We start from the raw sequence: 22262 nt of genomic DNA, 5'->3' as shown, positions 1-22262 counted from the left end.
GGCCCCCCGCCCGGGGCGGGCGACACGCCGTGAACTCGTCCGGATGCGCTGGCGCCTCCACACAGGAGCTGGGTGGTCCCCGCCTCCGATGCACGCGCCTCCGACAAAAAGATGGGTCGCACCCATCTCCGCGCTGGACGCGCGCCCGCTCGCCGTGGGTCACTCCGAGAGCTCTCCTCGCGACCGCGCCAGCATCGCGGCTGTTCGCAGCGCCGCGCGGAGGCTCACGGCCCTGGCAGGTCGCGCGCGCACATCGCCGATACATAGTAGTGGCGGCCATTGGTCTCGTAGGGTGCGCGATAGGTCGTCGTCTGCCGATATCCGGCGGCGACGAAGCTCCCGCCGTGCGTGACGCGCAGGGCAGCGTGGTTGTCCAGCCGGGAGCAATCGGCGCACGGCACGAGCGGGCGGTCGTCGTCGGCTGCGTCGCGCGTGACCTTGTAGGCCTCGCCGGCGAGATCGAGCTGGCCCCAGCGCCCCGCTCCCCTGGGAAAGGAGCCCACGGGCGCGAGATCGTCCGTGGTGCAGTGGATGAGGCTCCACGGGGGAAACGCGTCCTCGCAGGGCAGCGACGTCGAGCCTTCGCCCTGGCAGCAGTAAGCCGCGTCGTCGGAGGTGATGGGGGAAGAGCCCCATGGATACAGCCGTTGCTCATCGCCGCCGGCGGCGGCGTAGTTCATCTCGGCCTGGGTCGGCAGGCGCCCGCCGTCCCACGCGCAGAACGCGAACAGCTCGATCCATGTCGCGCACACGATGGGTTTGTCCTCGTTCGCGGCCGGAGCGTCGGTCCACGTCGGCCAGCCGTAAGGATCGCAGACGAGCGCCCGCTTCATCTCGGCCGTGGTCGCCTGGAGCATCGTGTTCCAGGCCGGGTCCCACCCGCTGTCCGGGATCTTGGGGTGCGCCCCGGCGCCGGCCGGCGGCGGGCTCGCCTGCGTCGGGCCGCCGGTCTCTTCCAGGTAGCGGCGAAACCGCCCGACCGTGACCATGTACTTGTCGAGGTGGAAGCTGCTCACGCTCGCGGGATACCGCGGATCGTTGAGCCGGTTGAACGTCCCGCCAGGCACGAGCAGGCTGGCGCAGCAGTCGTCGTCGTGACCGAGGCCGCAGCGGTCGTCGGCGCCGGGCGTGACGCCGGCGCAGCTCGGCGGAGGCGCCTGCGCGCGGTCGCGCCCGGCGTGAACGGAAGCATCCGCGTCCTGCTCCGCAGCGCCGCCGCTGTACGCGTGGCTCGATCCCAGGATCGCCGCGAGCGAGCAGAGGGCGAGGAGGGCCGCGAGCGGCTGTCGAGGCTGTCGCCTGGCCATTGGAGCGATTAGGTGCGAGCGCCGCCGCTCTGGTTGTGCGACACGGCGTCGCGGCGCGGGCGCTCCCCCGGCGGGAGCGCCGGAGCTCGGCCAGCACCTCCGGGCGATGAACGGGGCACCGCCCACGAAGGCGACGATCGAGCGCTGCCGCGCGCTGCTGCACGAGAGCTCGGTCGAGCGGTGGAAGGCGACGGCGTTCGCGAGCCAGCGCGTGGCGCAGGTCCTGCCATGATGTCATCGACAGGATAACCCTCGGGTGCGGCGCAGCGCGCGCTGGGGGTTCGCGGAGGAGGTCGGTTGATGTCCGGCGCCTCGCCGCTCAAAGCGATGGCGAGGCGCGCCGACCATGGCAGCATGCGTCGCACATTAGGGTCGTACGGCTCATGTGAACACCATTCCCGCCTGCTCCGATCACGGGGCGTCGTCCCGTTACGCCATCGTGGAGGTCCTCTCCGAGGGTTCAGACACCCTTCTTTGCCGAGGTGTACGCGAAGACGACGGCCTTCCCGTGGTGCTCAAGGTCCTCCGGCGCGATCACGCGAGCCCCCGCGCCGTCGAGCGGCTGCGTCACGAGTACGAGATCGCCCGGGCGCTCGATACAACGGCCGTCGTCAAGCCTTATGCGCTCGATCTGCTCGGCGGCCAGCCGGCGCTGGTCCTGGAGGATTTCGGCGGGGTCTCGCTCGATCGGCTCCTGGAAGGGCCGATGCCGCTCGAGCGCTTCTTCCCCCTCGCCGTCCGACTGGTCGAGGCGCTCGCCGGGCTGCATCGATACGGCGTCGTCCACAAGGACATCAAGCCTCAGAACGTGCTCGTCCACCCCATCACCGGCGAGGTGAAGATCACCGATCTGGGGATTGCGTCCCGGATACCCCGCGAGCTCCAGCACCTCGAGCACATCGGGCTCATCGAGGGGACCCTGGCGTACATGGCCCCGGAGCAGACAGGCCGGATGAACCGCTGGATCGACGAGCGGACCGATCTCTACTCCCTGGGCGTCGTCTTCTACGAGATGCTGACGGGCACCCTGCCATTCCAGGCCAGCGATCCCGTCGCGTGGGTCTATTGCCATATCGCGCAGAAGCCGGTCCCGCCGCACGCGCTCGTCCCTTCGATTCCCCCGCTCGTGTCGCAGGCCGTGCTCAAGCTGCTCTGCAAGGCCGCCGAGGAGCGTTACCAGAGCGCGGCCGGCCTGCGGCACGACCTCGACGAGTGCTTCGCGAGGTGGCGGGCGAGCGGCGACATTCCGCCCTTCGCGCTCGGTCAGCGCGACCTCTCGGACCGGTTCCAGGTGCCGCAGCGGCTGTACGGGCGCGAGCGCGAGGTGGAGGCGCTGCTCGCCGTGTTCGAGCGGGTGGTGGCGCAGGGCCGGCCAGAGCTCGTGCTCGTGTCAGGCTACGCGGGCATCGGCAAGTCGTCGCTCGTCGCCGAGCTGCACCGGCCGATCGTGAGGGAGCGGGGCTTCTTCCTCTCCGGCAAGTTCGATCGAACCGCGAGGGACGTCCCCTACTGCGCCTTCCATCAGGCGTTCCGGGCGCTCTTTCAGGAGATCCTCTGCGCGAGCGAGGAGCAGGTCGAGCGCTGGAGACAGCGTTTCCGGGAGGCCCTCGGCCCGAACGGCAGGCTGCTCGCCGACGTGCTCCCCGAGCTCACGCTGCTCCTCGGCCCCCAGCCGCCCGTGCCCGAGCTGCCGCCCGCCGAGGCGCAGAGCCGGCTGCACGCGACCCTCCAGCGCGTCGTCGCGGCATGCGCCCAGAAGGAGCACCCCGTGGCGCTCTTCCTCGACGATCTGCAGTGGGCCGACGCGGGGAGCCTCCAGCTGCTCGAGCAGCTCGCGACCTACGCCGGGTCCGAGCACCTCCTCTTGATCGGCGCCTACCGCGACAACGAGGTCGGCCCCGCGCACCCGCTGCGGCTCACGCTGGCCGAGGCGCGGAAGCGCGGCGCCGCTGTCTCCGAGCTCGTCCTCGAGCCGCTCTCGGCCGGCCATGTCGGGGCGATCGTCGCCGAGGCGGTCCACGCGCCGCACGCGCCCGCAGAGCAGGCCGAGCCGCTCTCGCGGCTGGTGTACGAGAAGACCGGCGGCAACCCGTTCTTCGTGCTCCAGTTCCTGATCGCGCTGCACCACGAGGGGCTCATCACCTTCGACGCGGACGAGGGCAGGTGGCGGTGGGACATCGCCGCGATCCGGGACAAGGCGTTCACCGACAACGTCGTCGAGCTGATGGCGGGCAAGCTGAAGCGGCTCTCGGTCCCAACGCGGGAAGCGCTCACGCTCGCCGCGTGCCTCGGCGGCAGCCTGGAGCTCGACACGCTCGCGGTGGTCGCGGGCCGTCCGGCGGCCGAGCTCGGCGACGCGCTCGAGGAGGCCGTGCGGGAGGGGCTGCTCCTCCGCCGAGGCGGCGCCTATCGATTCCTCCATGACCGGGTGCAGCAAGCCGCTTACTCGCTCATCCCGGCGGGACAGCTCGCCGAGATGCACCTCCGGATCGGGCGGCTGCTCCTCGGGGCACAACGCGCCGAGGAGCGCGACGACGCGCTCTTCGACGTCGTCGGCCACCTCAACCGCGGCGCCCCGCTCCTGCGCTCCCAGGCGGAGCGGGACGAGATCGCGGCGCTGAACCTCCGCGCCGGCAGGAAGGCCAAGGCCGCCGCGGCCTTCCAGTCCGCCGCCGCGCTCTTCGCGGCTGGCCTCTCCCTGCTTTCGCCGGACTCGTGGGAGACGTGTCACGAGCTGACCTACGGCCTGGCCTTCGAGCGCGCGCACATCGCGTACATCACCGGCAGCTACGAGGAAGCCGAGCGGCGCCTGGAAGAGCTCATGGATCGCGCGAGGACCCGGCAGGAGACGGCCGCCGTCGTCGAGCTCGTCGCCGCGCTGAACGCGACCCGCGGGCACTACGCACGCGCGGTGGAGATCGGGCTCTCGTGCCTCCGCGCGTGCGACGTCGATCTGCCGCTCCACCCCACCGACGCACAGATCGAGAAGGAGATCGAGAGCGTCTGGCAGGCCCTGGGCGATCGGGCCATCGAGGACTTGATCCACCTGCCCCCCATGACGCACCCGGAGATCAAGATCACGATGGGCGTGCTGCAGAGCGTGTCCCTCCCTTCGTTCTTCGTGGACCCGAACCTGTACCACCTCGGCGTCATGCGCATGGTCCAGCTCAGTCTGCGCCACGGCAACACCGAGCACTCCGCTGTCGCGTACGCCGCCTTCGCGATGGTGATGAGCTCGAGGTTCGGGCGATATCGGGAGGCTTACCTGTTCGGCAGGCTCGGCCACGACCTGGCGGACAGGAGCGGCCTCCTCACCACGAAATCGTTGGTGGTCATCCTCTTCGGACACTATGTCGTCTTCTGGACACGCCACTACCGAGAGACGTATCCGTACACGCGCGACGGCTTCAGCGCCGCGGTCGAGTCCGGTGATGTGAACGACGCGTGCCTCAACTGCATCTGGGCCGCGCTGTTCCCGCTGCTCGCTGGCGAGCCGCTGGACGACGTGCTTCACGAGGTCGAAGAGCGCCTCGGCTTCGTGCGCAGGGTCGGCCACGCGTTCGCGCACAACGCCCTCCTCGGCGGCCAGGCCATGATCCAGACGCTGCGCGGGAGGCCGGTCCGCCTCTCGATGCCGGACGGGTCCGAGCTGGATCCGCCGGCCTTCGAGGCGCGGCTGGAAGGGGGGGAGCTGGAGACCGCTCGCGACTTCTATCACAGCTTGAAGGCGCAGGCGCTCTTCGTGCTCGGCTCTCCCCGAGAGGCGCTCGCGGCGGCGACCCGCGCGATCGCCGAGCACCCCCCCAGGGTCGGGCCGCACGCGCTCATCGCCGAGAGCTTCTATTATCGCGCGCTCGCGCTCGCGGCCCTCTTCGACGAGGCGCACGGCGCGCACGAGGAGCAGCCATCCCCGCTGCGGGCGCTCCCCGAGGAGCTCCTCGAGTGCGAGCGGCAGCTCGGCGAGTGGGCCAGGAGCGGCCCCGACAACTTCCTCCACAAGCACGCCTTGGTCCGCGCCGAGATCGCCCGGCTCCTGGGGCGCGAGCCGGAGGCCAGCCGGCTCTACGAGCAGGCCATCGCGGCGGCGCGCGAGGGTGGCTTCGTCCAGCACGAGGCCATCGCCTGCGAGCTCGCCGCGGAGTTCTATCGCGCGCGCGGCCTCGCGACGCCCGCCGACAGCTACCTGCGAAACGCCCGCGCCGGTTATTTCCGCTGGGGCGCCCACGCCAAGGTGGAGCAGCTCGATCAGCGCTACCCTCACCTCGTCGAGCGCAAGCCGCTCGCCCCCACCGTCACCTTCGCCGTACGGGCCGAGCAGTTCGACGTCCTGTCGGTGGTGAAGGCCGCGCAAAGCATCTCCGGCGAGCTCAAGCTCTCGCGGCTGCTCGAGACGCTGCTTCGCATCGTGGTCGAGCACGCGGGCGCCGAGGAGGGCTGTGTCCTCCTGGTCCGGGATGAGCAGCTCTGGATCGCGGCGATCGAGGACCCAGGGGGCGCAGTACGGCTGTTCGATGCGGGCGAGGCGCCTTCGGCTGCGCTGCCAGAGGCCGTCCTCAACTATGTTCGCCGGAGCCACGAGCGCGTGCTGCTCGACGACGCCGCCGCGCGGCACCGCTTCATGGAGGACGAGTATTTCGGGCGCAAGCGCCCGAGATCGGTGCTGTGCCTCCCGATCGTGCGCCAGACCCGGCTGATCGGGCTATTGTATCTGGAGAACAGCCTCGTCACCGGCGCCTTCACCCCCGGCCGGCTCAGCGTCATCGAGCTGCTCGCCTCGCAGTCGGCCATCTCGCTGGAGAACGCCCTGCTCTATGCCGAGCTGGAGCAGGAGAACGCCGAGCGGCGGCGGGCGGAACAGGCGCTCAAGGCTTCCGAGCAGGCCGAGCGCTTCCTGGCCGAGGCGAGCCGCAACCTGATGGCGCTCGGCTACAACGCCACCCTCGACAGCGTGGCGCAGCTCGCGCTGCCCGAGCTGGCCGACCAGTGCGTCATCGACGTGGACCTCGATCACGGCGCCCCGGGACACACGATCTCCGCAGGCGTGCCGGCCGAGCTGGCCGACGCGGTGAAGGGCGCGCTGCGGCCCCTGGCAGCGGCGTCGCCGCTCCGGCCCGAGGTGGGCGACGTCGGCCCCGTGCCGCTCCTGCGGCACCTCGGCGTCCACGCGTTCGTCCGGGTTCCGCTCCTCGCGCGCGACCGGTGCTTCGGGGTCATGACCCTGCTGGCGACCACGCCCCGGCGCCGTTACGGCGCTGCCGACCTGCGGCTCGCCGAGGAGCTGGGGTTCCGCGCGGCGCTCGCGCTCGACAATGCCCGCCTGTTCGCCGAGGCCCAGGGGGCGATCGCGCGGAGGGATGAGTTCCTCGTCGTCGCCTCCCACGAGCTCAACACCCCGCTGACCTCGCTGGCGATGCAGGCGCACCTCCTCGAGCGGCTGCTGCCCCGCTACCGGCGTGCGGAGGTCGCCCCGGAGCGGATCGACGCCGCGCTCCGGGTGCTCCATCGCCAGATCGCGCGGCTCGGGCGCCTGGTCGACGAGCTGCTCGACGTCACGCGGCTGAACGCCGGGCCGCTGGCGCTCGCGCGCGCGCCGGTCGATCTGGCAGCCCTGGCGCGCGAGGTCGTCGAGCGGATGAGCCAGCAGCTCGCCGATGCCCGCTGCAGCGTCCAGCTCGAGCTGGATGAGCCTGTGATCGGGCGCTGGGATCCGTCTCGCATGGAGCAGGTCCTCATCAACCTGCTGTCGAACGCGATGAAGTACGGCGCAGGCAAGCCTGTTCACGTCGGCGTACGGAGGCAGGCCGATCGCGCGCTGCTGGTCGTCCGGGATCAGGGGATCGGGATCGCGGAGGCCGATCAGAGCAGGATCCTCGAGCGCTTCGAGCGCGCGGTGTCGGTGCGCAACTTCGGCGGCCTGGGCCTGGGGCTCTACATCGCGCGCTCGATCGTGGCGTCGCACGGCGGATCCATCCGGGTGGAGAGCGCGCCGGGCGCGGGCGCGACGTTCGTGGTGGAGCTCCCGCTGAACCCGCCGGAGGTGGAGGAGTGCGGTTCAGGCCTGGATCCGGGCCCTTCCGGGCAGCTACGCTGAAGTGCCCTCATGCCTCCGCCCCGACCGCCTCGCGACCCCGGCCATCGCTACCCTTCATTGCCCTCGTCCGTGGTGTCCGCGTTCATCCGCCCCGCGAGGCTCGACGCGCTGCTCGCCCCCTGGATGCCCGACGCGGAGGAGCGCGCCTTCGTCGTCCGGTGCATCGTCGGGGAGGGCCCGGTCCATCACCGCGGCGCGAGCTACACGCTGGTCTGCCTGCTCGGTCTGCTGCTCGAGGAGCTCGGCCCGCCGGAGGGCGGCGCGCCGAACGGCGAGTCGCTGCCCGTCCCGATCCGCCTGCCGCCGCACCTCGCGCGCGGCAGCGAGCACGACTACCCGCTGGCCATCCCGCTCGCGCCGCTGACGCGCCTCGCCCCGAAGGGCTCGCCGGAGCTCGCGGCGCTCGTCGACTGCCTCACCGACGGCCCGCCGCACCACGCGCTCGCCAACGCCGCGATGGTCTGCCTGCTCGACGCCCTCTTCGCGCGCGCCGAGCGCGCCCGCGCCGGGGCGGAGCCGGCCTGATGGCGCTGCCGCCGGCGCTCGGACAGGCGTTCCGGATGGTGGCCGCCGAGCTGGGCATGCGCTCGGCGGCGCGGCTGTTCCTGCGCGAGCTGATGGGCGCAGGCGGCGCCCCGCTCGCGCGCGAGGCCCGCGACCAGCTCGGGCGCGAGTTCCCCGTCCTCGACTTCGTCGCCGAGCAGTGGCTCTCCGGCGGCGCCGAGGCGCCGCTCGACGTCGCGGGCGTCCTCGACGCGCTCCGCGGCGTGACCCGGCTGCTCGTCGTGGGGCTGGAGGCCGACTGCCTCGACGCGCTCGTACCGCGGCTCTCCGGCGTCGAGGCGGGCCTCGTCACCGACGCGGGCGGGCTCGACACGGACTTCGGCCGTGTGCTCGCGAACTACGACGGGCTCATCGAGCCGGTGGGTCTGTCCGAGCTCCACCGCTGGGCCGGGCGGAGGAGCGCGCTGCTCACGTTCGTCTACGGCACCGACGGGCACGCGGCGCACGTGAGCCCCTCGTGGCTGCGCGTCTCGGGCCCCGACGTGCGGACCCAGTTCCGCTCGCTGATCGGCTGGGACATCCTCGGCCGGCCCATGACGGTGTACCCGCGCTGGATGGTCGAGACGAGCTCGTCCGATTTCTCATCCCTCGTCGGGCCGGCCCCGCGCGGCCTCGCGCCCGAGGTCGCCGCCGCCGGCGCGGACGACCCGCGCGCGCTCGCGCCGACGATCGAGGCGACGTGACGGCCCCCCAGGCCGCGCTCTTCGCCGTCCTGCTCGGCACGCTGCTGCTCCAGGCGCTCCTGCCGTCGCGCCGCGTGCTCATCGTGACGGGCGGCGCGGGCCTCGCCTGCCTCGCGTCGACGCTGCTCGGGGTCGCGACCACGCCGCGCCTGCTCGCCGAGGTGCCGTGGGACGTGCTCGTCATCCTCGTGACGCTGGGGCTCCTGTCCCAGCTCTTCGCCGCCTCGCGGCTCTTCGATCGGCTCGCCGTCGCGGCGACGCGGCTGAGCGGCGCCGAGCCCTTCCGCGTCCTCCTGGTGTTCTCGATCGCGATGTACGTCGTGAGCGGCGTCGTCAACAACCTCACGGCGCTCGTGCTCGTCCTTCCGGTGCTGCACGTGCTGCTCAAGCTGATGGGCACGCGCCAGCGGTACGTCTCCTGGCTGCTCGGCCTGCTGCTCGTCGCGTGCAACCTCGGCGGGGCCGCCACGCCGATCGGCGATTTCCCGGCCATCCTGCTGCTCGGCCGGGGCAGCATGACGTTCGGGGGCTACCTCTCGCGCGCCGCCCCGGCGACGCTCTGCGCGCTCGCCGTGCTGCTCCTCGTCGTGCGCGCGGTGGTGCGCCCGGCCGCGGGCATGCCGCGCGATCCGGTCTCGGCGCGGCTCACGCGCGCGGCCATGGAGGCGCTGCACCGGCGGGTGCGGGCCGACCGGCGCCTCCTCGTGCCGGCGGCGGCGTCGCTCGGCGCGATGGTGGTCGCGTGGCTGTTCCTGCCCGCGGAGCTCGGCGTCGGCCCCGAACTCGTGTGCTGGCTCGGCACCGGCGCGGCGCTGCTCGCGTCGCGCAGGCTCGGCGAGCGGCTCGCGCGGACGGGGCTCGACATCGAGGCGGTGCTCTTCCTGCTCTCGCTCTTCGTGATGGTCGCGGCGGTGCGGCGCACCGGCCTGTTCGAGGAGGTCTCGCGCTCGCTGGCGCGGCTCCCGGTCGCCCCGTCGCTGCAGCTCGTCGCGTTCCTCGTCCTCGCCGGCGTGCTCACCGGGCTGTTCTCGGCGGGCCCCAGCATGGCGGCGCTGCTCGACGTGGCCGAGTCGCTCGCCGAGCGGCTGCCCGCGCCCGCCGTGTATGTCGGCCTCGCCCTGTCCGTCTGCGCGGGCAGCTCGCTCTTCCTGACCGCCGCGACGTCGGGCCCGCTCGCGCAGGCGCTCACCGAGCGAGCCGACCTGCGGGACGTCGACGGCAGGCCCATCCGGTTCGGCTTCTTCGATTTCCTGCCGACCGGGCTCCTGAGCTTCGCGATCATCCAGGCCGTGGCGATCGCGTACGCGCTCCTCGCCATCTGGGCGGCGTGATGAGGGCGCCCGCCGGGGGCAGGAGCTGGCTCGCCCATGCGGGAGATGGGTGGCACCCACGTCCGGGTGGATGCGCCTCGTGCATGAAGACGGGTCGCAGCCGTCTCCGGCTGGCCCCCCCTCCAGCATGAAGACGGGTCGCACCCGTCTCCCGCTGGCTCCCCCTCCAGCATGAAGTCGGGTCGCACCCGTCTCCCGCTGGACGTGCCTCCACAAAAAGATGAGTCGCACTCGTCTCCCGCGGTGGTGTCCTAATTAGGACAGACGGGCCTGGTCGACCTTGACCGCGAACGCGTCCGATGCCCGGCGCGCTGCGCAGGAGCATGCTCCTGGCAACGAGCGTCGGCTTACATCGTCTTCAGGAGGCCACGCTGCCGACCTGGCCGGAATCCTCCGGCCAGGTCGGCAGGCGCCAGCGCGGCTACCTAGCGCCCCGTGGCAGCTGAGGCGGGCTCCCAGAAGAACCGCCAGCGGATCCATACGATCGCGCCAGCCAGAGGCCGACCAGCACGCCCAACAAGAAGAGCGCGTCGCCGCTCAGCATGGGCGCCACCTGTGGCTTGATGTTTTCAGCGATTGAGGGCAGATCTCGACCGAGAGAGGTCCACATAGAGGGGATCCCTTTCCAGGCCAACCCGGAGCTTAGCGGGCACGGGTTGGCTTGTTTTTTTGCAGTTACCTGGCCATCCGTGCGATGGCTTCATGGATCCATCGCACGCCGGGGAGTCTAGTGGCGGCAGGCTTCCGAGCGCAACGAGGGGGGGTCACGGTGCGGTGGTGCCCTGGTTGGGCAGCAGGTCTGCCGGTCGCTTGACGGCCCGACGCCTCAGTTCAGCTCAACCGGCTCGTCCTCGTTCTGCCGGTTGATCCGCTGCGTGAGCCACACGCGTAGCTCCTCCTCGTCCTCGACGTCCCACCCGTCCCGCTTCATCAGCTCGACGAAGGCGAGGTGCACCTCGGGGGTGATCTGCATCAGCAGGTCGTCGGCGTCCTCGCAGAGGTAGACGTCCACCTCGCTGCGTCCAGCGTCGGTCTTCAGGAGCACCACGCGCCGCTCGCGGTCAACCCGGATCGTCGATCCGATAGCGGGCACCCGCGGGAGCTCCACGACCTTCGACAGCGTGTGCCCGCCGCTCTCCAGGATGAGGCGCACGCGCATGCGGCGACCCTACCACGGGCTCGGCGCGCTCCGACGACGCCCGCGCGCCATCACGCGAAAGACCCTTCAAACAGGCTGGAAACGCGCACACGGGCTAGGACATGCGCTGTCCCAACGGAGCCGAAAGGCCGGGAAACATAGGCTTTCGGTGCTACCTTGGTGGGACAGGCAAAGCGCCCCGCCTCGGCTGGTACCCGAGACGGGGCTGCGGAACGCCGGATGGTGGCCCACCCGTCGCACGTCGCGCTGCGATCATGGGCACGCGTCCGGAGAGGTGCAAGCCCATGGCGAACGTGCTCCCAGCGGAGCGGCGGCTAGAGGTGCTCGCCGCGCTCGTGAACGGCACCAGCATCCGAGCGACGGAGCGCATGACCGGCGTCCATCGCGACACCATCGGCCGCTTCGCGCAGGCCATCGGCGAGGGCTGCGCGCGGCTCCATGACCGGCTGGTGCGCGACCTGACGTGCGCGCTCGTAGACCTCGACGAGCAGCACAGCTGGTGCCGCAAGCGCCAGAACAAGGTGGATGCCGCGAAGGACGACGCGGGGAGCGTGGGCGAGCAGTGGACGTGGGCGGCCATCTGCCGCACCAGCAAGCTCATCGTCGCCTGGCACGTCGGGAAGCGCGACCAGGAGAGCGCCGACGCTCTCGTCGAAGACGTGCGAGCGCGGCTCGTGGTGATGCCGCAGATCACCACCGACGGGCTCGGCCTCTACGCGCAGCCGATCGCGGCGAACTTCGGGCGCGCCGTTCCGTACGGGCAGATGATCAAGAACTTCACGGCGCGCCCTGGCAAGCCGGGGACGTCGGAGAAGTTCGCCGTCGAGCGCGGCGTGGACTTCATCAAGAAGCGCACGATCTACGGCACGCCGGACCACGAGAAGACCACGACCTACGCGATCGAGCGGAGCAACCTCACCGCGCGGCAGTGGAACGCGCGGCTCCGGCGCCGCACGCTCGCCTTCAGCAAGAAGCTCACGCGGCACTGCGCCGCCGTCGCGCTGCACTACACGTACACGAACCTCTGCCACATCCCGCGGAACATGCGGGTCACCCCGGCGATGGCGGCGGGCGTCACCGACCACGTGTGGACGGTGCAGGAGCTCATGGACGCCGCGCTGGCCGAGCCCGCGGGCGAGAAGCCGGAGCCTCAGCCGCTCGCTATCCCCAAGCCGGAGGGCACCGCCAGGGCGCTCCCCGGCGGGCGCGGATGGCTTCGGGTGCTGCCGGGCGGGTCCGCTCCGTCGGCGCCATCTGCTCCGGAGCCGCCGCCCGTGGTGCCCGCCGCGGCCCCTCCCGAACCTGAGCCGCCGCCCGCGCCATGGCCCCGTCGGATGGTGCAGTTGAGCTTGTTCAGCGAGTCAGATGAAGATTAACTTAACAACCACCCACGTTCCGCTTGCGCATCCACCATAACTGTGCTAGGCGGGCCAGTTGCCGTGCCCCGACGGGCGGAACGGCGGATCCGCGCACGGCGGGCTCAGTCCTAATTGTCCAACGATTTCGGCTAGATTCACGCTTAGCAATGGCCATGCCATGTTCATGCGTCAAGGGATGGCTTGCGAATATAGGTAATAATGGTTAATACTTAGTATTGCCTGATTGTAGTAACGCTTACGTTGCGCCTTGGCCGGACAAGGCGCGCTAAAACAGTTTGCAGTATCAGCTTGCCGCTGACACTGCAAACGTGAAGTAGCCGCGTAGTCGGCTAACATGGATCCTACCATGACAATAAGCTCGCTACCCAAGGGTGCAGTTGCATTCCCGCTGGACAAGGCGCGCGCAAGTGACCCGCGCATGGACGAGTTTGCTCGCAATGTGGCCGTGCTGCAAGCGCGCGGCAACGTAGCGCTCCAGTTCGGCAGCTTCGAGACGCAGGAAGAGCTCGACGCGCGTCGGAAGGCCCTCGCAACGTACCAGTTCTAAGCCGTGGGCTGCCAACTGGACGAATCAGCGCTCCGCGCACTGACCGAACTCTGGGAGACGGCCGAGGACCGGATCAAGAGAACGGAGCAGACGCACACCAAATTGCCCATCCCGGCCGTGAATGAACTCCGCTACGCGGGGTACCACATCGTCCAAGCTATTCTTGCCACTGATGCGGGCGCGGCGTCTGGGGAAACCCAAAAGGCACTGAACCACTGCAAGCGCTCGACGTACGACGCGGCCGAAGCCGAAGCCTTGTACCACCTGGAACGTATCAAACTGTTCCAGGAAGACTATAGAACTGTCTTCATTGATATACCAGGTCTGAGGTACCAAGACATACGTCGTCGCGCTCGTGAGGCGAAGGATTTTCTGCTAGAAACGCAGAAAAATCGCGACTCTAGAGATGCTCACTATGAGCGCGTTATAGAGATTTGCGATGAGCTCAAGGGAGCGCTCGTCGAACTCGACGAAGCCAGGGACGAACTGAACAAGCAGCTCGCTGCTAAGACTGCGGAGCAAGAGGCAGAGACCAAGAGGGCCGAGGAGGCCGAGCGTAAAGAGCGCGCGAAGAACGCTATGGAGGCACGGCGGTGGCGGATAGGGACCGCGGTCGCTTTCGCGGCGTTTCTTGTGTCGTGTGCTGCGCTGGTGAAAGAGCGGCTGTCAGCCCCGGCGAATGCATCAACACAGACTCCAGCCGCCACTGCTAGTCCTCAGCCATCTTCGCCGTAGCGGCGTTCTCGCGCAGCCTCGCGCAACGCCCAGCCGGTAGGGATCGCGCTTCAGCGCCGCCACCTCTTCAGCTTCAGCGCCAGCGCTTCCCGTGCGATGCGGAGCCTCGACGCCGCCGTGTGCGGGTTCATCCGGCGCCGCTTGGCGTAGGCGACGAGGCTCTCCGGATCGTCGACGGAGAGCAGCGCGTCGACCTGCCAGTCCGGGAGCTCCGTCATGGCGTCGAGCACCTCACGCGCCTCGATCTGGGCGTGCATGTCGATGCCGACGGGCTCACGGAGCAGGCCGAGCGGCGACGGATGGAGCACGGCGCGCCGCACGTACGCGCTGTGCACGTAGTGCGAGGCGAGGCGCCATGCGATGCCGTGGAGCCACTTCCGGAGCGCGTCCCTGGGCTTGTCCCGCGGGTCAGGTCTGTAGAGCCCGCGGCGGACGGCGTTCCAGGCGTTGAGCAACACCTCGGCCTCCACGTCGCGGCGGTCGCGCTTCGGGATGCCGGCGAGCGTCGCCAGGACGATGCCGCGCTCGGCAAGGATCGCCTCCATCGTCGGTCGCTTCCGGGGGTGTCGTGCGGCAGGCGGGCGTCCGGCCCCCTTCCGCCGGCGCTTCATGGGGCACCCCGCCGGGCGCCGCACGTGGGGCAGCGGTCCGCTGCGGCGAGCCCGCCGAGCAGTCGCTCGACGGTGACGCCGGCCAGCTTCGCGGCACGCACGGCGACGCCGTACGATGGGCGCCGGCCGCAGATGATGTTCTGTAGGTGCCCCTCGCCCATGCCCAGCATCTCGGCGAGGCAACGGGTCGAGCCGGCCATGGATCGGAGCGAACGGAGCGCGGCACGGAGGCGCTGCGCCTCCTCGCCTCCCATGGACAGGGTGGGGCGCGGGCGGGCAGAGGGCGGATCTCCGCCTTGCCTTCCGCCTCCGCGGATAGGTACAACCTTCATGTCGGACCTCGGGGAACGGGGTTCGGCCACGCAGCCCGGGCGACGGCAATCGCCGCGGGCTGCACTTACTTCCGGCCGAACTTAGCCGCTCATCGAAGGTCCTGGGTCAAACTAGGACAAGAGTCCTCAAATTAGGACACCACCTCTCCCGCTGGACGTGCCTCCACAAAAAGATGAGTCGCACTCGTCTCCCGCTGGACGTGCCTCCACAAAAAGATGAGTCGCACTCGTCTCCCGCTGGACGTGCCTCCACAAAAAGATGAGTCGCACTCGTCTCCCGCTGGACGTGCCTCCACAAAAAGATGGATCGGGCCTTATGCGATCAGGCAGGTTTTCCACGCCTGAAACGCCTGGGATTACCGCGACGTAGCACCAGGCGGAAGGCATCCTACCGTATAGCTGTACCCTACTGGCGCGCGAGAACACCTCTGGCGCGCGAGAACACCTCCTCGCCTCGCTCCTCGCGGTCGATTCGCACCTCCGGTAGATCGTGGCCCATCTACGCCGGTGGACTACCAGGGCTCCACCCTCGACCAGGGGCGCCGCGGCTTCGCTTTCGGCGTGCGCCCATCGACCGATGCGCGATGCACGCGTGGGTCATGTCACGCTGCGATTCGTGACATGTCACGCTGCGATCCGTGACATGCGACGTTGCAGTCCGTGACATGTCACAGAGAAATGGGCCACATTTCACGGCGGGCGGCTGAGCCTGCCGGCGCGTGGAACACGACATCTCGAGACATCGAGCGCCCTCTGCCCCTGGCACACGGCGTGCGTTGACCGCTCCAAGCGGACCTAGCAGCGTCGAGCTCTCGGGCTCGGCATCACGATGCGCCTGACCGCGAATCGACGCGGGTGGGCCTCTTTGTCTCGGAGAGAAGAAAATGCGATTGAGAAGCACTTGGATGATGATGCCGCTCATGCTCATGAGCGGGGCCTGCATCGGCGTGAACGAGGACGACCAGCCCGCGCTCGATCCCGCGATCGAGACCAAGAGCGCCGGGCAGGCGCTCATGTCGTCCCTCGATCGACGGCGGATCCCGATTCGCGCCATTGCCCAGGCCGACAGCGATTGCGATACGAGGCCGGCCCCGCTCTGCGGCACGACGTGCTCCGGGCATAACGGCGAACTGAATGATACGCGCTTGCAGCAGGGCATCGCGATCGCCAACGAGATCTACGCCGCGGCCGGCGTGGAGTTCTACCTGCGGAGCTTCACGCGCGTGGAAGCCCCGGCCCTCTGGTGCGCCGAGACCTCGGCGCAGACGTGGGCGGATGTGAAGAGCACGATCATGGCCGCCTTCCCGGAGGTCCCGGCGAACGCCTGGCCCGACACGACCGTGAAAGGCACGCAGCCGGCCGGGGCCTCGTTCAAGAACGACTGGTGGCACGCGACAGCCGCGACCTACGCGCCCGATGACGAGATCGTCGTGGTCATCAACGGAAGGCACCCCAGCAACCTGAACGCGGCCGACTTCCCGCACGTCGGGAGGATCGCCTTGATGCTTCCGTGGAGCCTGGACGACGCGTCTCTGGCGCACGAGCTCGGGCATTATGTGGGGCTGGCCCACGTGTTCCAGGCGGCGAACGGCCAGGATCCCGACACGGGCCTCACCTGGAAGAAGGCCGATCGCTACGATCTCATGTTCAGGTCCACGACGAGTGGTCCGGTCTTCTTCGGCAGCAAGGCCGCGGCGACGCCTTTCGAGAGCAGCCTCGCGTTGATCAGTCCATCCTGCACCTACGAGGACACCACGGTCTGCGACGTGAGCTGTACGCTCGCAGGAGATACCTTCGTCCCAGGTGACCCGGAGATCGACGGCGTGGCGCGCCTGTATCCGGACGGCGTCGTCGGGTTGAACGTCATGGATTACCAGTCGGTCAACGTATGCAGTCGGCGGCACATCTCCGATTCCCAGGCCCACATGATCTGGTCGTTCCTGAACCGCGAGCCGCCCATCACGACGCAGTTCATCGAGCGCGTGGGCACGCTGCCGACCGGATACACGAAGCCGCTCATCACCGCCCGCCCCCGCCTCGGCCTCGTCCGTGGCACCTGGTCGACCGCGCGTAACTTCTGCCGCGCCGCGGACGAGCACCTCTACTCGGGCGACTTCAACGGCGATGGCCGCATGGATCTGCTCTGCAACCAGGACGACGGCGATATGTTCGTCGATCTCGCCAACACGAACGGCGAGTTTTGGACCTCCGACTGGTCCCTCTCGGCTCGCAACTTCTGCCGCGCCGCGGACGAGCACCTGTACGTCGGCGATTTCAACGGCGATGGCCGCGACGATCTGCTCTGCAACCAGGACGACGGCGACATGTTCGTCGATCTCGCCAACACGAGCGGCGAGTTTTGGACCTCCGACTGGTCCCTCTCGGCTCGCAACTTCTGCCGCGCCGCGGACGAGCACCTGTACGTCGGCGATTTCAACGGCGATGGCCGCGACGATCTGCTCTGCAACCAGGACGACGGCGACATGTTCGTCGATCTCGCCAACACGAGCGGCGAGTTCTTGGGCTCCGACTGGTCCCTCTCGGGTCGCAACTTCTGCAACGGGACCGGCAAGAAGCTCTACGTGGGCGACTTCAACGGCGATGGCCGTGATGATGCGCTCTGCAACCAGACGAGCGGCGCCATGGCCGTCGACCTGGCGAACACGAGCGGCCAGTTCTGGAGCAGCGATTGGAGCCTCGCCACGCGCAACTTCTGCACGGGCTCGAACGCCACGCTCCACGTCGGCGACTTCAACGACGACGGCCGGAGCGACCTCATGTGCCGCGATGGTGTGTCGGGAAAGACCGAGATCGATCTCTCGGACGCCATCGGCCAGTTCTTGACGGCCGAGTGGCGCGGCGACCTCGACGGCTGGTGCACCGGCGCCACGATCAAGGACGTTCACGTCGGCAATGCCGACGGGCAGTTCGGCTCGGATATCGTGTGCAACGAAACCAACGGCACGCTGAACGTGGCGAAGGTGCGGATGGAGTGATCGCTCGATCCCCTGTCCGGCTAGGACGACAAACCGTCCATCTCGTGCGGTCGAGTCGGTGCGCCGGCGGTGGCGCGAGTTCTGCGCCGTCGCCGAGCGATGTGGAGAGGTTCCAACGCGTTTCTCAGGAGGGATGACATGAAGAAGATGACGGATGATCCGTTCACGCTCGTCGTGATCAACGGCAAGGGAGATGGCTACTACGTGATCGACAGCAGAGATCTCGGGCCGCCGAAGCGGCCGCTCGAGCCGATCTGCAAGGAGCTCGTCGAGCAGCGCGTCGCGACCCAGCACGTGCCGTACGCGGATGTGCCGCCGGCCCGCCGTCTCGTCGAGCAGGAGCTGGCGCGCGGCGGCGCCGCCGAGGAGGTCGGGCCCGCCGAGTTCTGCGGCACGTTCTACTTCAACCTGAACGCGTTCAAGCCGCAGGACTAGCGCCGTGCCCTGCACCGAGAAGGCGTACTGGCGCGGCACGCAGCGCCGGATCAGTCCGGCCGACACGCTCGCCCGGGTCCGGCCGCTGCTGCGGCGACTCGGCATCACGCGGATCGCGGATGTCACCGGGCTCGACTCGATCGGCATCCCGGTCGTGATGGTGTGCCGGCCGAACGCGCGCTCGATCTCGGTCTCGCAGGGCAAGGGGCTCGACCTCGAGGCGGCGCGCGCGTCGGGCGTGATGGAGTCGATCGAGCAGTGGCATGCCGAGCACATCCTGCGACCGATGGTGTTCGGCACCGCTGCCGAGCTCGCCGCGACGCGCCGTCTCGTCGATCTCGCCGGGCTGCCGCGGCTCGCGATCGGGGCGTTCCAGCCTCATCGCAAGCTGCTGTGGCTCGACGGTGTCGACCTGTTCGACGGCGCGCCGCGCGCGGTGCCGCTCGAGGTGGTCACCACCGACTACACCTCGCCGCGCCCGCCGGGCAGCGGCTGCTTCTTGACCACGTCGACCGGGCTCGCGTCGGGCAACGACGCGCTCGAGGCGACGCTGCACGGCCTGTACGAGGTGATCGAGCGCGACGCGGTCGCGATCTGGCGCGCCGGCGGCGCCGAGGTCCGGCGGCGCACCCGGATCGCGCTCGACACCGTCGACGACCTCGACTGCCGCGCGCTGCTCCGGCGGTTCGAGCGCGCCGGCGTCGCGGTCGGTGCGTGGGACGCGACCAGCGACCTCGGGCTGCCGGTCGTGGTCGCCGAGATCGCGGATCGCGATCCGGACCCGTTCCACGCGCTGTGCGTGAGCGGCGGCCAGGGCTGTCACCGATCGCGCGCGATCGCGCTCGCCCGCGCGCTCACCGAGGCCGCGCAGAGCCGGCTGACCGCGATCTCCGGCGCGCGCGACGACATCGTGGAGCCGTCGTTCCAGCGCGTCCGCGCGGCGGACCGGATCGCGGCGGCGCTCGTCGAGCTCGAGGCGCCCGCCGCGCGCTCGTTCGCAGAGCTGCCCGATGCGGCGAGCGACTCGTTCGACGACGACCTCGCCGCGGTGCTCGGCGCGCTGCGCGGCGCGGGGCTCGCCCAGGCCGTCGCGGTCGATCTGTCCCGGCCCGAGCTCGGCGTCGCGGTGGTCCGCGTCGTCGTGCCGGGGCTCGAGAGCATGTGGAACGCACCCGGCTACGCGCCCGGTCCGCGGGCGCAGCGAGCGAGGCCATCGTGATCGTGCTGTTCACCGGACCGAGCCTGCCGCCGGCCGACGTGCCGGCGGTGCCCGACCTGCGCGTGCTGCCACCGGCGGCCCAGGGCGACGTCTACCGGGCCGCGCGCGAGCGGCCGTGGGGCATCGGCCTCGTCGACGGGTTCTTCGAGCACGTGCCGGCGGTGTGGCACAAGGAGATCCTGTGGGCGATGGCCGAGGGCGTGCACGTGTTCGGAGCATCGAGCATGGGCGCGCTGCGCGCGGCCGAGCTCGCCGACTTCGGCATGGTCGGCGTCGGATGGGTGTTCGAGCAGTTTCGCGCGGGCGCGCTCGACGCCGACGACGAGGTCGCGCTGACCCACCTCGCGGCCGACCACGGCTATCGCCATGTCTCGGAGGCGCTGGTCGACATCCGCGCCACGCTCGACGCGGCGGTCGCCGCCGGCGCGTGCACCCGCGCGGCGGCCGATCGGCTGGTCGCGCTCGCGAAGCAGCGGTTCTATCCCGACCGCCGGTGGCCCGAGCTGCTCGCCGAGGCGCACGCCACCGGCTGCGACGTCGCCGCGCTCGAGCGCTGGCTGCCCGGCGGCCGCGTCGACCAGAAGCGCCGCGATGCGCTCGCGCTCGTCGACGCGATGCAGGCCGCGCGCGCCGCCGGCGCCGCACCGAAGCGCGTCGACTACGCGTTCGAGCGCACCGACGCGTGGGACCATGCGCTGCCGCGGATGCGCGCGGCGCGCGGCGCGACCGCGGCGCCGCTGCTCGACGCGCTGCGCGCGCTCGGCGACGCGTCGCTGTACGCGAGCGCGGTCCAGGGCGCGCTCGCCCGCGCGCTCGCCGAGGACGCGGCGGCGCGCCAGGGCCTGTCGGTCAGCGCCGAGCTCGTCGAGCGCACCGCGCAGCAGTTCCGCCGCGAGCACGGCCTGTACACCGCCGCCGAGACCCGGGCGTGGCTCGCCGAGCAAGAGCTCGACCCGGCCGCGTTCCTCGAGCTGATGCGCCGCGAGGCGGTCGTGCGCTGCGCGCAGGCCGCGACCGAGCCCGAGCTCGATCACCACCTCGCCGATCAGCTGCGCGCGATGAGCTGCTACGGGCGCGTGCGCCGGAGGCGCGGTGCGGAGTGAGCCGGTCGAGCACTGCCCGCCGCCGCTGCGCACGTTCGCGGCCGCGCACGAGGGTGCGGTCGGCCAGCTGCGCTGGAACGCCGACCTCGCACGCCGCTACGCCCGGCCCGGCACCGCGAGCGGCGTCGCGTGGGGCTCGGGCACGCTGATCGCGCGCGACCTGTTCCTCACCGCGGGGCACTGCTTCGACCGCACCGGCGGCCGCTGGCTGCGCCCGCTCGACGACCGCACCGGCGACGTGATCGGCTCCGCGGAGATCGCCACGAACATGCACGTCGCGTTCAACTACCAGCTCGATCCCGCGGGCGAGCTGCGGCCGACGCGCTGCTACCGGATCGTCGAGCTCGTCGAGCACCGCGCGGGCGAGCTCGATTTCGCGATCGTGCGGCTCGCTGGCGCGCCCGGCGCCGCGTGGGGCGTCGCCGAGCTCGCGCCGACCGGCGCGCGCCCGGGCGAGGCGGTGTGCCTGATCGGCCACCCGCTCGGCTTCACGAAGCACCTGGTCGCGGGCCGGTGCGTGGCCGCGGGCGGCACCGCGCTCCGCTACCTCGGCGCGGCGACGTTCGAGGGCAGCTCGGGCTCGGGCGTGCTGCGGATCGCCGACGGCCGCCTGGTCGGCGTCCACACGAACGGCCAGAGCAGCGCGGGTACGAGCTCCGGCGTGTGCGTGAGCGCGCTGCTCGCGCGATCGCCGACGCTCCAGCTGGTTAGCCGGGCGGCGGCAGCAGGCGGAGCAGCAGCGCGTCCTTGTTCTGCGCCGCGGTCGCGACGCAGCCCTTGAGGTCGGCGAGCGCGCGGATCGCGGTCTCGGCGAGCATGCGGCCGTCGTCGCGGCGGCGCGGCGCCTCGGGGATCGAGCCGACGTACTTCACGAACTCGTCGTACTTCTCGTCAAGCGGCGGCACCGCCTCCGGTTGTCCGGTCCGGTCATCACGCGCGAGACATCGCGGCGCCGTATCGCCGCTGCAATGCGCGGCTCTCCTCCTCCGTCGATGCGGTGATGAGCTCGATGTAGGGCTCGAAGGCGAGAGGCATGGGGAGATCGAAGAGCAGGTGCTTCTCCGGATCGACGCTCTTCCCCGCGCCATGACAGAGGAACAGCCGCTCCTGGAGGAGCGGGAAGACGGCGAGTGAGGTGAGCTCGTGCCGCTCGATCGTCTCGATGTCGGCGATCGACGGCTCGAGGATCTCGTCGAACACGCCGCTCGGATGCTTGAAGGGACCTCCGGCGTGATGGTTCACGTCCTTGCGCACGAGCGCCCCGCCGCGACCGATCGTGATGAACGAGCGCTCATGAGGCGTGCCCTCCCAGACAGTCACCCGCCGGCTCGTCGCGTCGGGGTGGATCCACACGGTCGGGAGGTCGACGTTCAACGGCTCCACGCCCTTGACCCGGCCAATCACGCTCGACGTGAGGAGCTGCCGGGTGACGGACGTGCAGAAGAGGACGTCCACCGGAGCGAGCCGTGTCCCCCGCCAATCGCGATCGCGGCGGAAGTGACGGAAGAAGACCAGGTAGGGAGACCTGCTCATCTGCGCGAGGACGAAGAGCCCCCGGCGGGTCTCGAGGTCGATCACGTTGCCAACGCCCCAGGTGACGCGCCCCATCGAGACACCACGGCGCATCGAATTCATGTTCATGGTCATTCTCCTCCAACATGGTTTGAGCGTGGGCTCCCGCCCGCGCGGCGGCCGGCGCGCCATGCGCCCTCGATCACGACACCTGCGGCGTGTTCGCAGGACACCCCGCAGGGCGGTCGATTCGTCAGC

At 70.2% G+C, this 22262-nt stretch carries 19 protein-coding genes; 13 read left to right on the top strand and 6 right to left on the bottom strand.

The features are described from left to right. Positions 1–224 precede the first annotated feature (224 nt). Complete coding sequence (locus tag WMF12_RS45735; RefSeq protein WP_437855136.1) at positions 225–1307, bottom strand: formylglycine-generating enzyme family protein; 1083 nt, start codon at positions 1305–1307, stop codon at positions 225–227. A gap of 106 nt (positions 1308–1413) precedes the next feature. On the opposite strand from WMF12_RS45735, the gene WMF12_RS45730 reads away from it, so the two are divergent. The 5 genes from WMF12_RS45730 (at position 1414) to WMF12_RS45710 (ending at position 9976) form a co-directional block, all read left to right on the top strand. Continuing rightward, on the top strand, positions 1414–1539 hold the full coding sequence (locus tag WMF12_RS45730) for a hypothetical protein (protein ID WP_437855133.1): 126 nt from the start codon (positions 1414–1416) through the stop codon (positions 1537–1539). A gap of 153 nt (positions 1540–1692) precedes the next feature. After that, positions 1693–7398 (top strand): sensor histidine kinase, encoded by a 5706-nt coding sequence (locus tag WMF12_RS45725; protein ID WP_437855131.1) that lies wholly within the window; start codon positions 1693–1695, stop codon positions 7396–7398. Positions 7399–7407: 9 nt separating this feature from the next. Further along, a complete protein-coding gene (locus tag WMF12_RS45720; RefSeq protein WP_437855129.1) occupies positions 7408–7923 on the top strand; it encodes a hypothetical protein in 516 nt (171 codons plus the stop codon). After that, positions 7923–8645, top strand: coding sequence for a hypothetical protein (locus WMF12_RS45715; RefSeq protein WP_437855127.1), 723 nt, complete (start codon positions 7923–7925; stop codon positions 8643–8645). Before WMF12_RS45720 ends, WMF12_RS45715 begins: the two co-directional genes overlap by 1 nt. Beyond that, entirely contained in the window at positions 8642–9976 is a 1335-nt protein-coding gene (locus WMF12_RS45710; protein WP_437855124.1) for an SLC13 family permease, read from the top strand. Before WMF12_RS45715 ends, WMF12_RS45710 begins: the two co-directional genes overlap by 4 nt. An 826-nt stretch (positions 9977–10802) precedes the next feature. On the opposite strand, the gene WMF12_RS45705 is transcribed toward WMF12_RS45710, so the two are convergent. Then, positions 10803–11135: a hypothetical protein gene (locus tag WMF12_RS45705; RefSeq protein ID WP_437855122.1), complete on the bottom strand. Its 333-nt coding sequence runs from the start codon at positions 11133–11135 to the stop codon at positions 10803–10805. Between the two features lie 284 nt (positions 11136–11419). On the opposite strand from WMF12_RS45705, the gene WMF12_RS45700 reads away from it, so the two are divergent. The 3 genes from WMF12_RS45700 to WMF12_RS45690 all read left to right on the top strand — a co-directional run bounded on the left by WMF12_RS45700 (position 11420) and on the right by WMF12_RS45690 (position 13796). Beyond that, positions 11420–12511: an IS1 family transposase gene (locus tag WMF12_RS45700; protein WP_437855121.1), complete on the top strand. Its 1092-nt coding sequence runs from the start codon at positions 11420–11422 to the stop codon at positions 12509–12511. 421 nt (positions 12512–12932) lie between these two features. Beyond that, complete coding sequence (locus WMF12_RS45695; RefSeq protein ID WP_437855120.1) at positions 12933–13061, top strand: hypothetical protein; 129 nt, start codon at positions 12933–12935, stop codon at positions 13059–13061. Between the two features lie 3 nt (positions 13062–13064). Further along, on the top strand, positions 13065–13796 hold the full coding sequence (locus tag WMF12_RS45690; protein WP_437855119.1) for a hypothetical protein: 732 nt from the start codon (positions 13065–13067) through the stop codon (positions 13794–13796). 50 nt (positions 13797–13846) lie between these two features. On the opposite strand, the gene WMF12_RS45685 is transcribed toward WMF12_RS45690, so the two are convergent. Further along, a complete protein-coding gene (locus WMF12_RS45685; protein ID WP_437855117.1) occupies positions 13847–14407 on the bottom strand; it encodes a sigma-70 family RNA polymerase sigma factor in 561 nt (186 codons plus the stop codon). After that, a complete protein-coding gene (locus WMF12_RS45680; protein WP_437855115.1) occupies positions 14404–14739 on the bottom strand; it encodes a helix-turn-helix domain-containing protein in 336 nt (111 codons plus the stop codon). Before WMF12_RS45680 ends, WMF12_RS45685 begins: the two co-directional genes overlap by 4 nt. Positions 14740–15623: 884 nt before the next feature. On the opposite strand from WMF12_RS45680, the gene WMF12_RS45675 reads away from it, so the two are divergent. The 5 genes from WMF12_RS45675 (at position 15624) to WMF12_RS45655 (ending at position 21273) form a co-directional block, all read left to right on the top strand. Next, complete coding sequence (locus WMF12_RS45675; protein WP_437855111.1) at positions 15624–17735, top strand: FG-GAP-like repeat-containing protein; 2112 nt, start codon at positions 15624–15626, stop codon at positions 17733–17735. 138 nt (positions 17736–17873) lie between these two features. After that, positions 17874–18170: a hypothetical protein gene (locus WMF12_RS45670; RefSeq protein WP_437855109.1), complete on the top strand. Its 297-nt coding sequence runs from the start codon at positions 17874–17876 to the stop codon at positions 18168–18170. 4 nt (positions 18171–18174) lie between these two features. Next, a complete protein-coding gene (locus tag WMF12_RS45665) occupies positions 18175–19389 on the top strand; it encodes a YcaO-like family protein (RefSeq protein WP_437855107.1) in 1215 nt (404 codons plus the stop codon). Continuing rightward, complete coding sequence (locus tag WMF12_RS45660; protein ID WP_437855105.1) at positions 19386–20492, top strand: TfuA-like protein; 1107 nt, start codon at positions 19386–19388, stop codon at positions 20490–20492. Before WMF12_RS45665 ends, WMF12_RS45660 begins: the two co-directional genes overlap by 4 nt. After that, positions 20482–21273: a trypsin-like serine peptidase gene (locus WMF12_RS45655; RefSeq protein ID WP_437855102.1), complete on the top strand. Its 792-nt coding sequence runs from the start codon at positions 20482–20484 to the stop codon at positions 21271–21273. The genes WMF12_RS45660 and WMF12_RS45655 overlap by 11 nt, the downstream gene beginning before the upstream one ends. Here WMF12_RS45655 and WMF12_RS45650 read toward each other — a convergent pair. Both WMF12_RS45650 and WMF12_RS45645 read right to left on the bottom strand, forming a co-directional pair. Next, positions 21200–21397, bottom strand: coding sequence for a hypothetical protein (locus tag WMF12_RS45650; RefSeq protein WP_437855099.1), 198 nt, complete (start codon positions 21395–21397; stop codon positions 21200–21202). The genes WMF12_RS45655 and WMF12_RS45650 overlap by 74 nt on opposite strands. Before the next feature lie 25 nt (positions 21398–21422). Next, a complete protein-coding gene (locus tag WMF12_RS45645) occupies positions 21423–22133 on the bottom strand; it encodes a hypothetical protein (protein ID WP_437855097.1) in 711 nt (236 codons plus the stop codon). Positions 22134–22262: the final 129 nt, after the last annotated feature.

The organism is Sorangium sp. So ce363 (assembly GCF_051520435.1).
Lineage (GTDB): Bacteria > Myxococcota_A > Polyangia > Polyangiales > Polyangiaceae > Sorangium > Sorangium cellulosum_B.
Note: the sequence above shows the minus strand (reverse complement) of the source record. Positions and strands in the feature narration are given on the sequence as shown.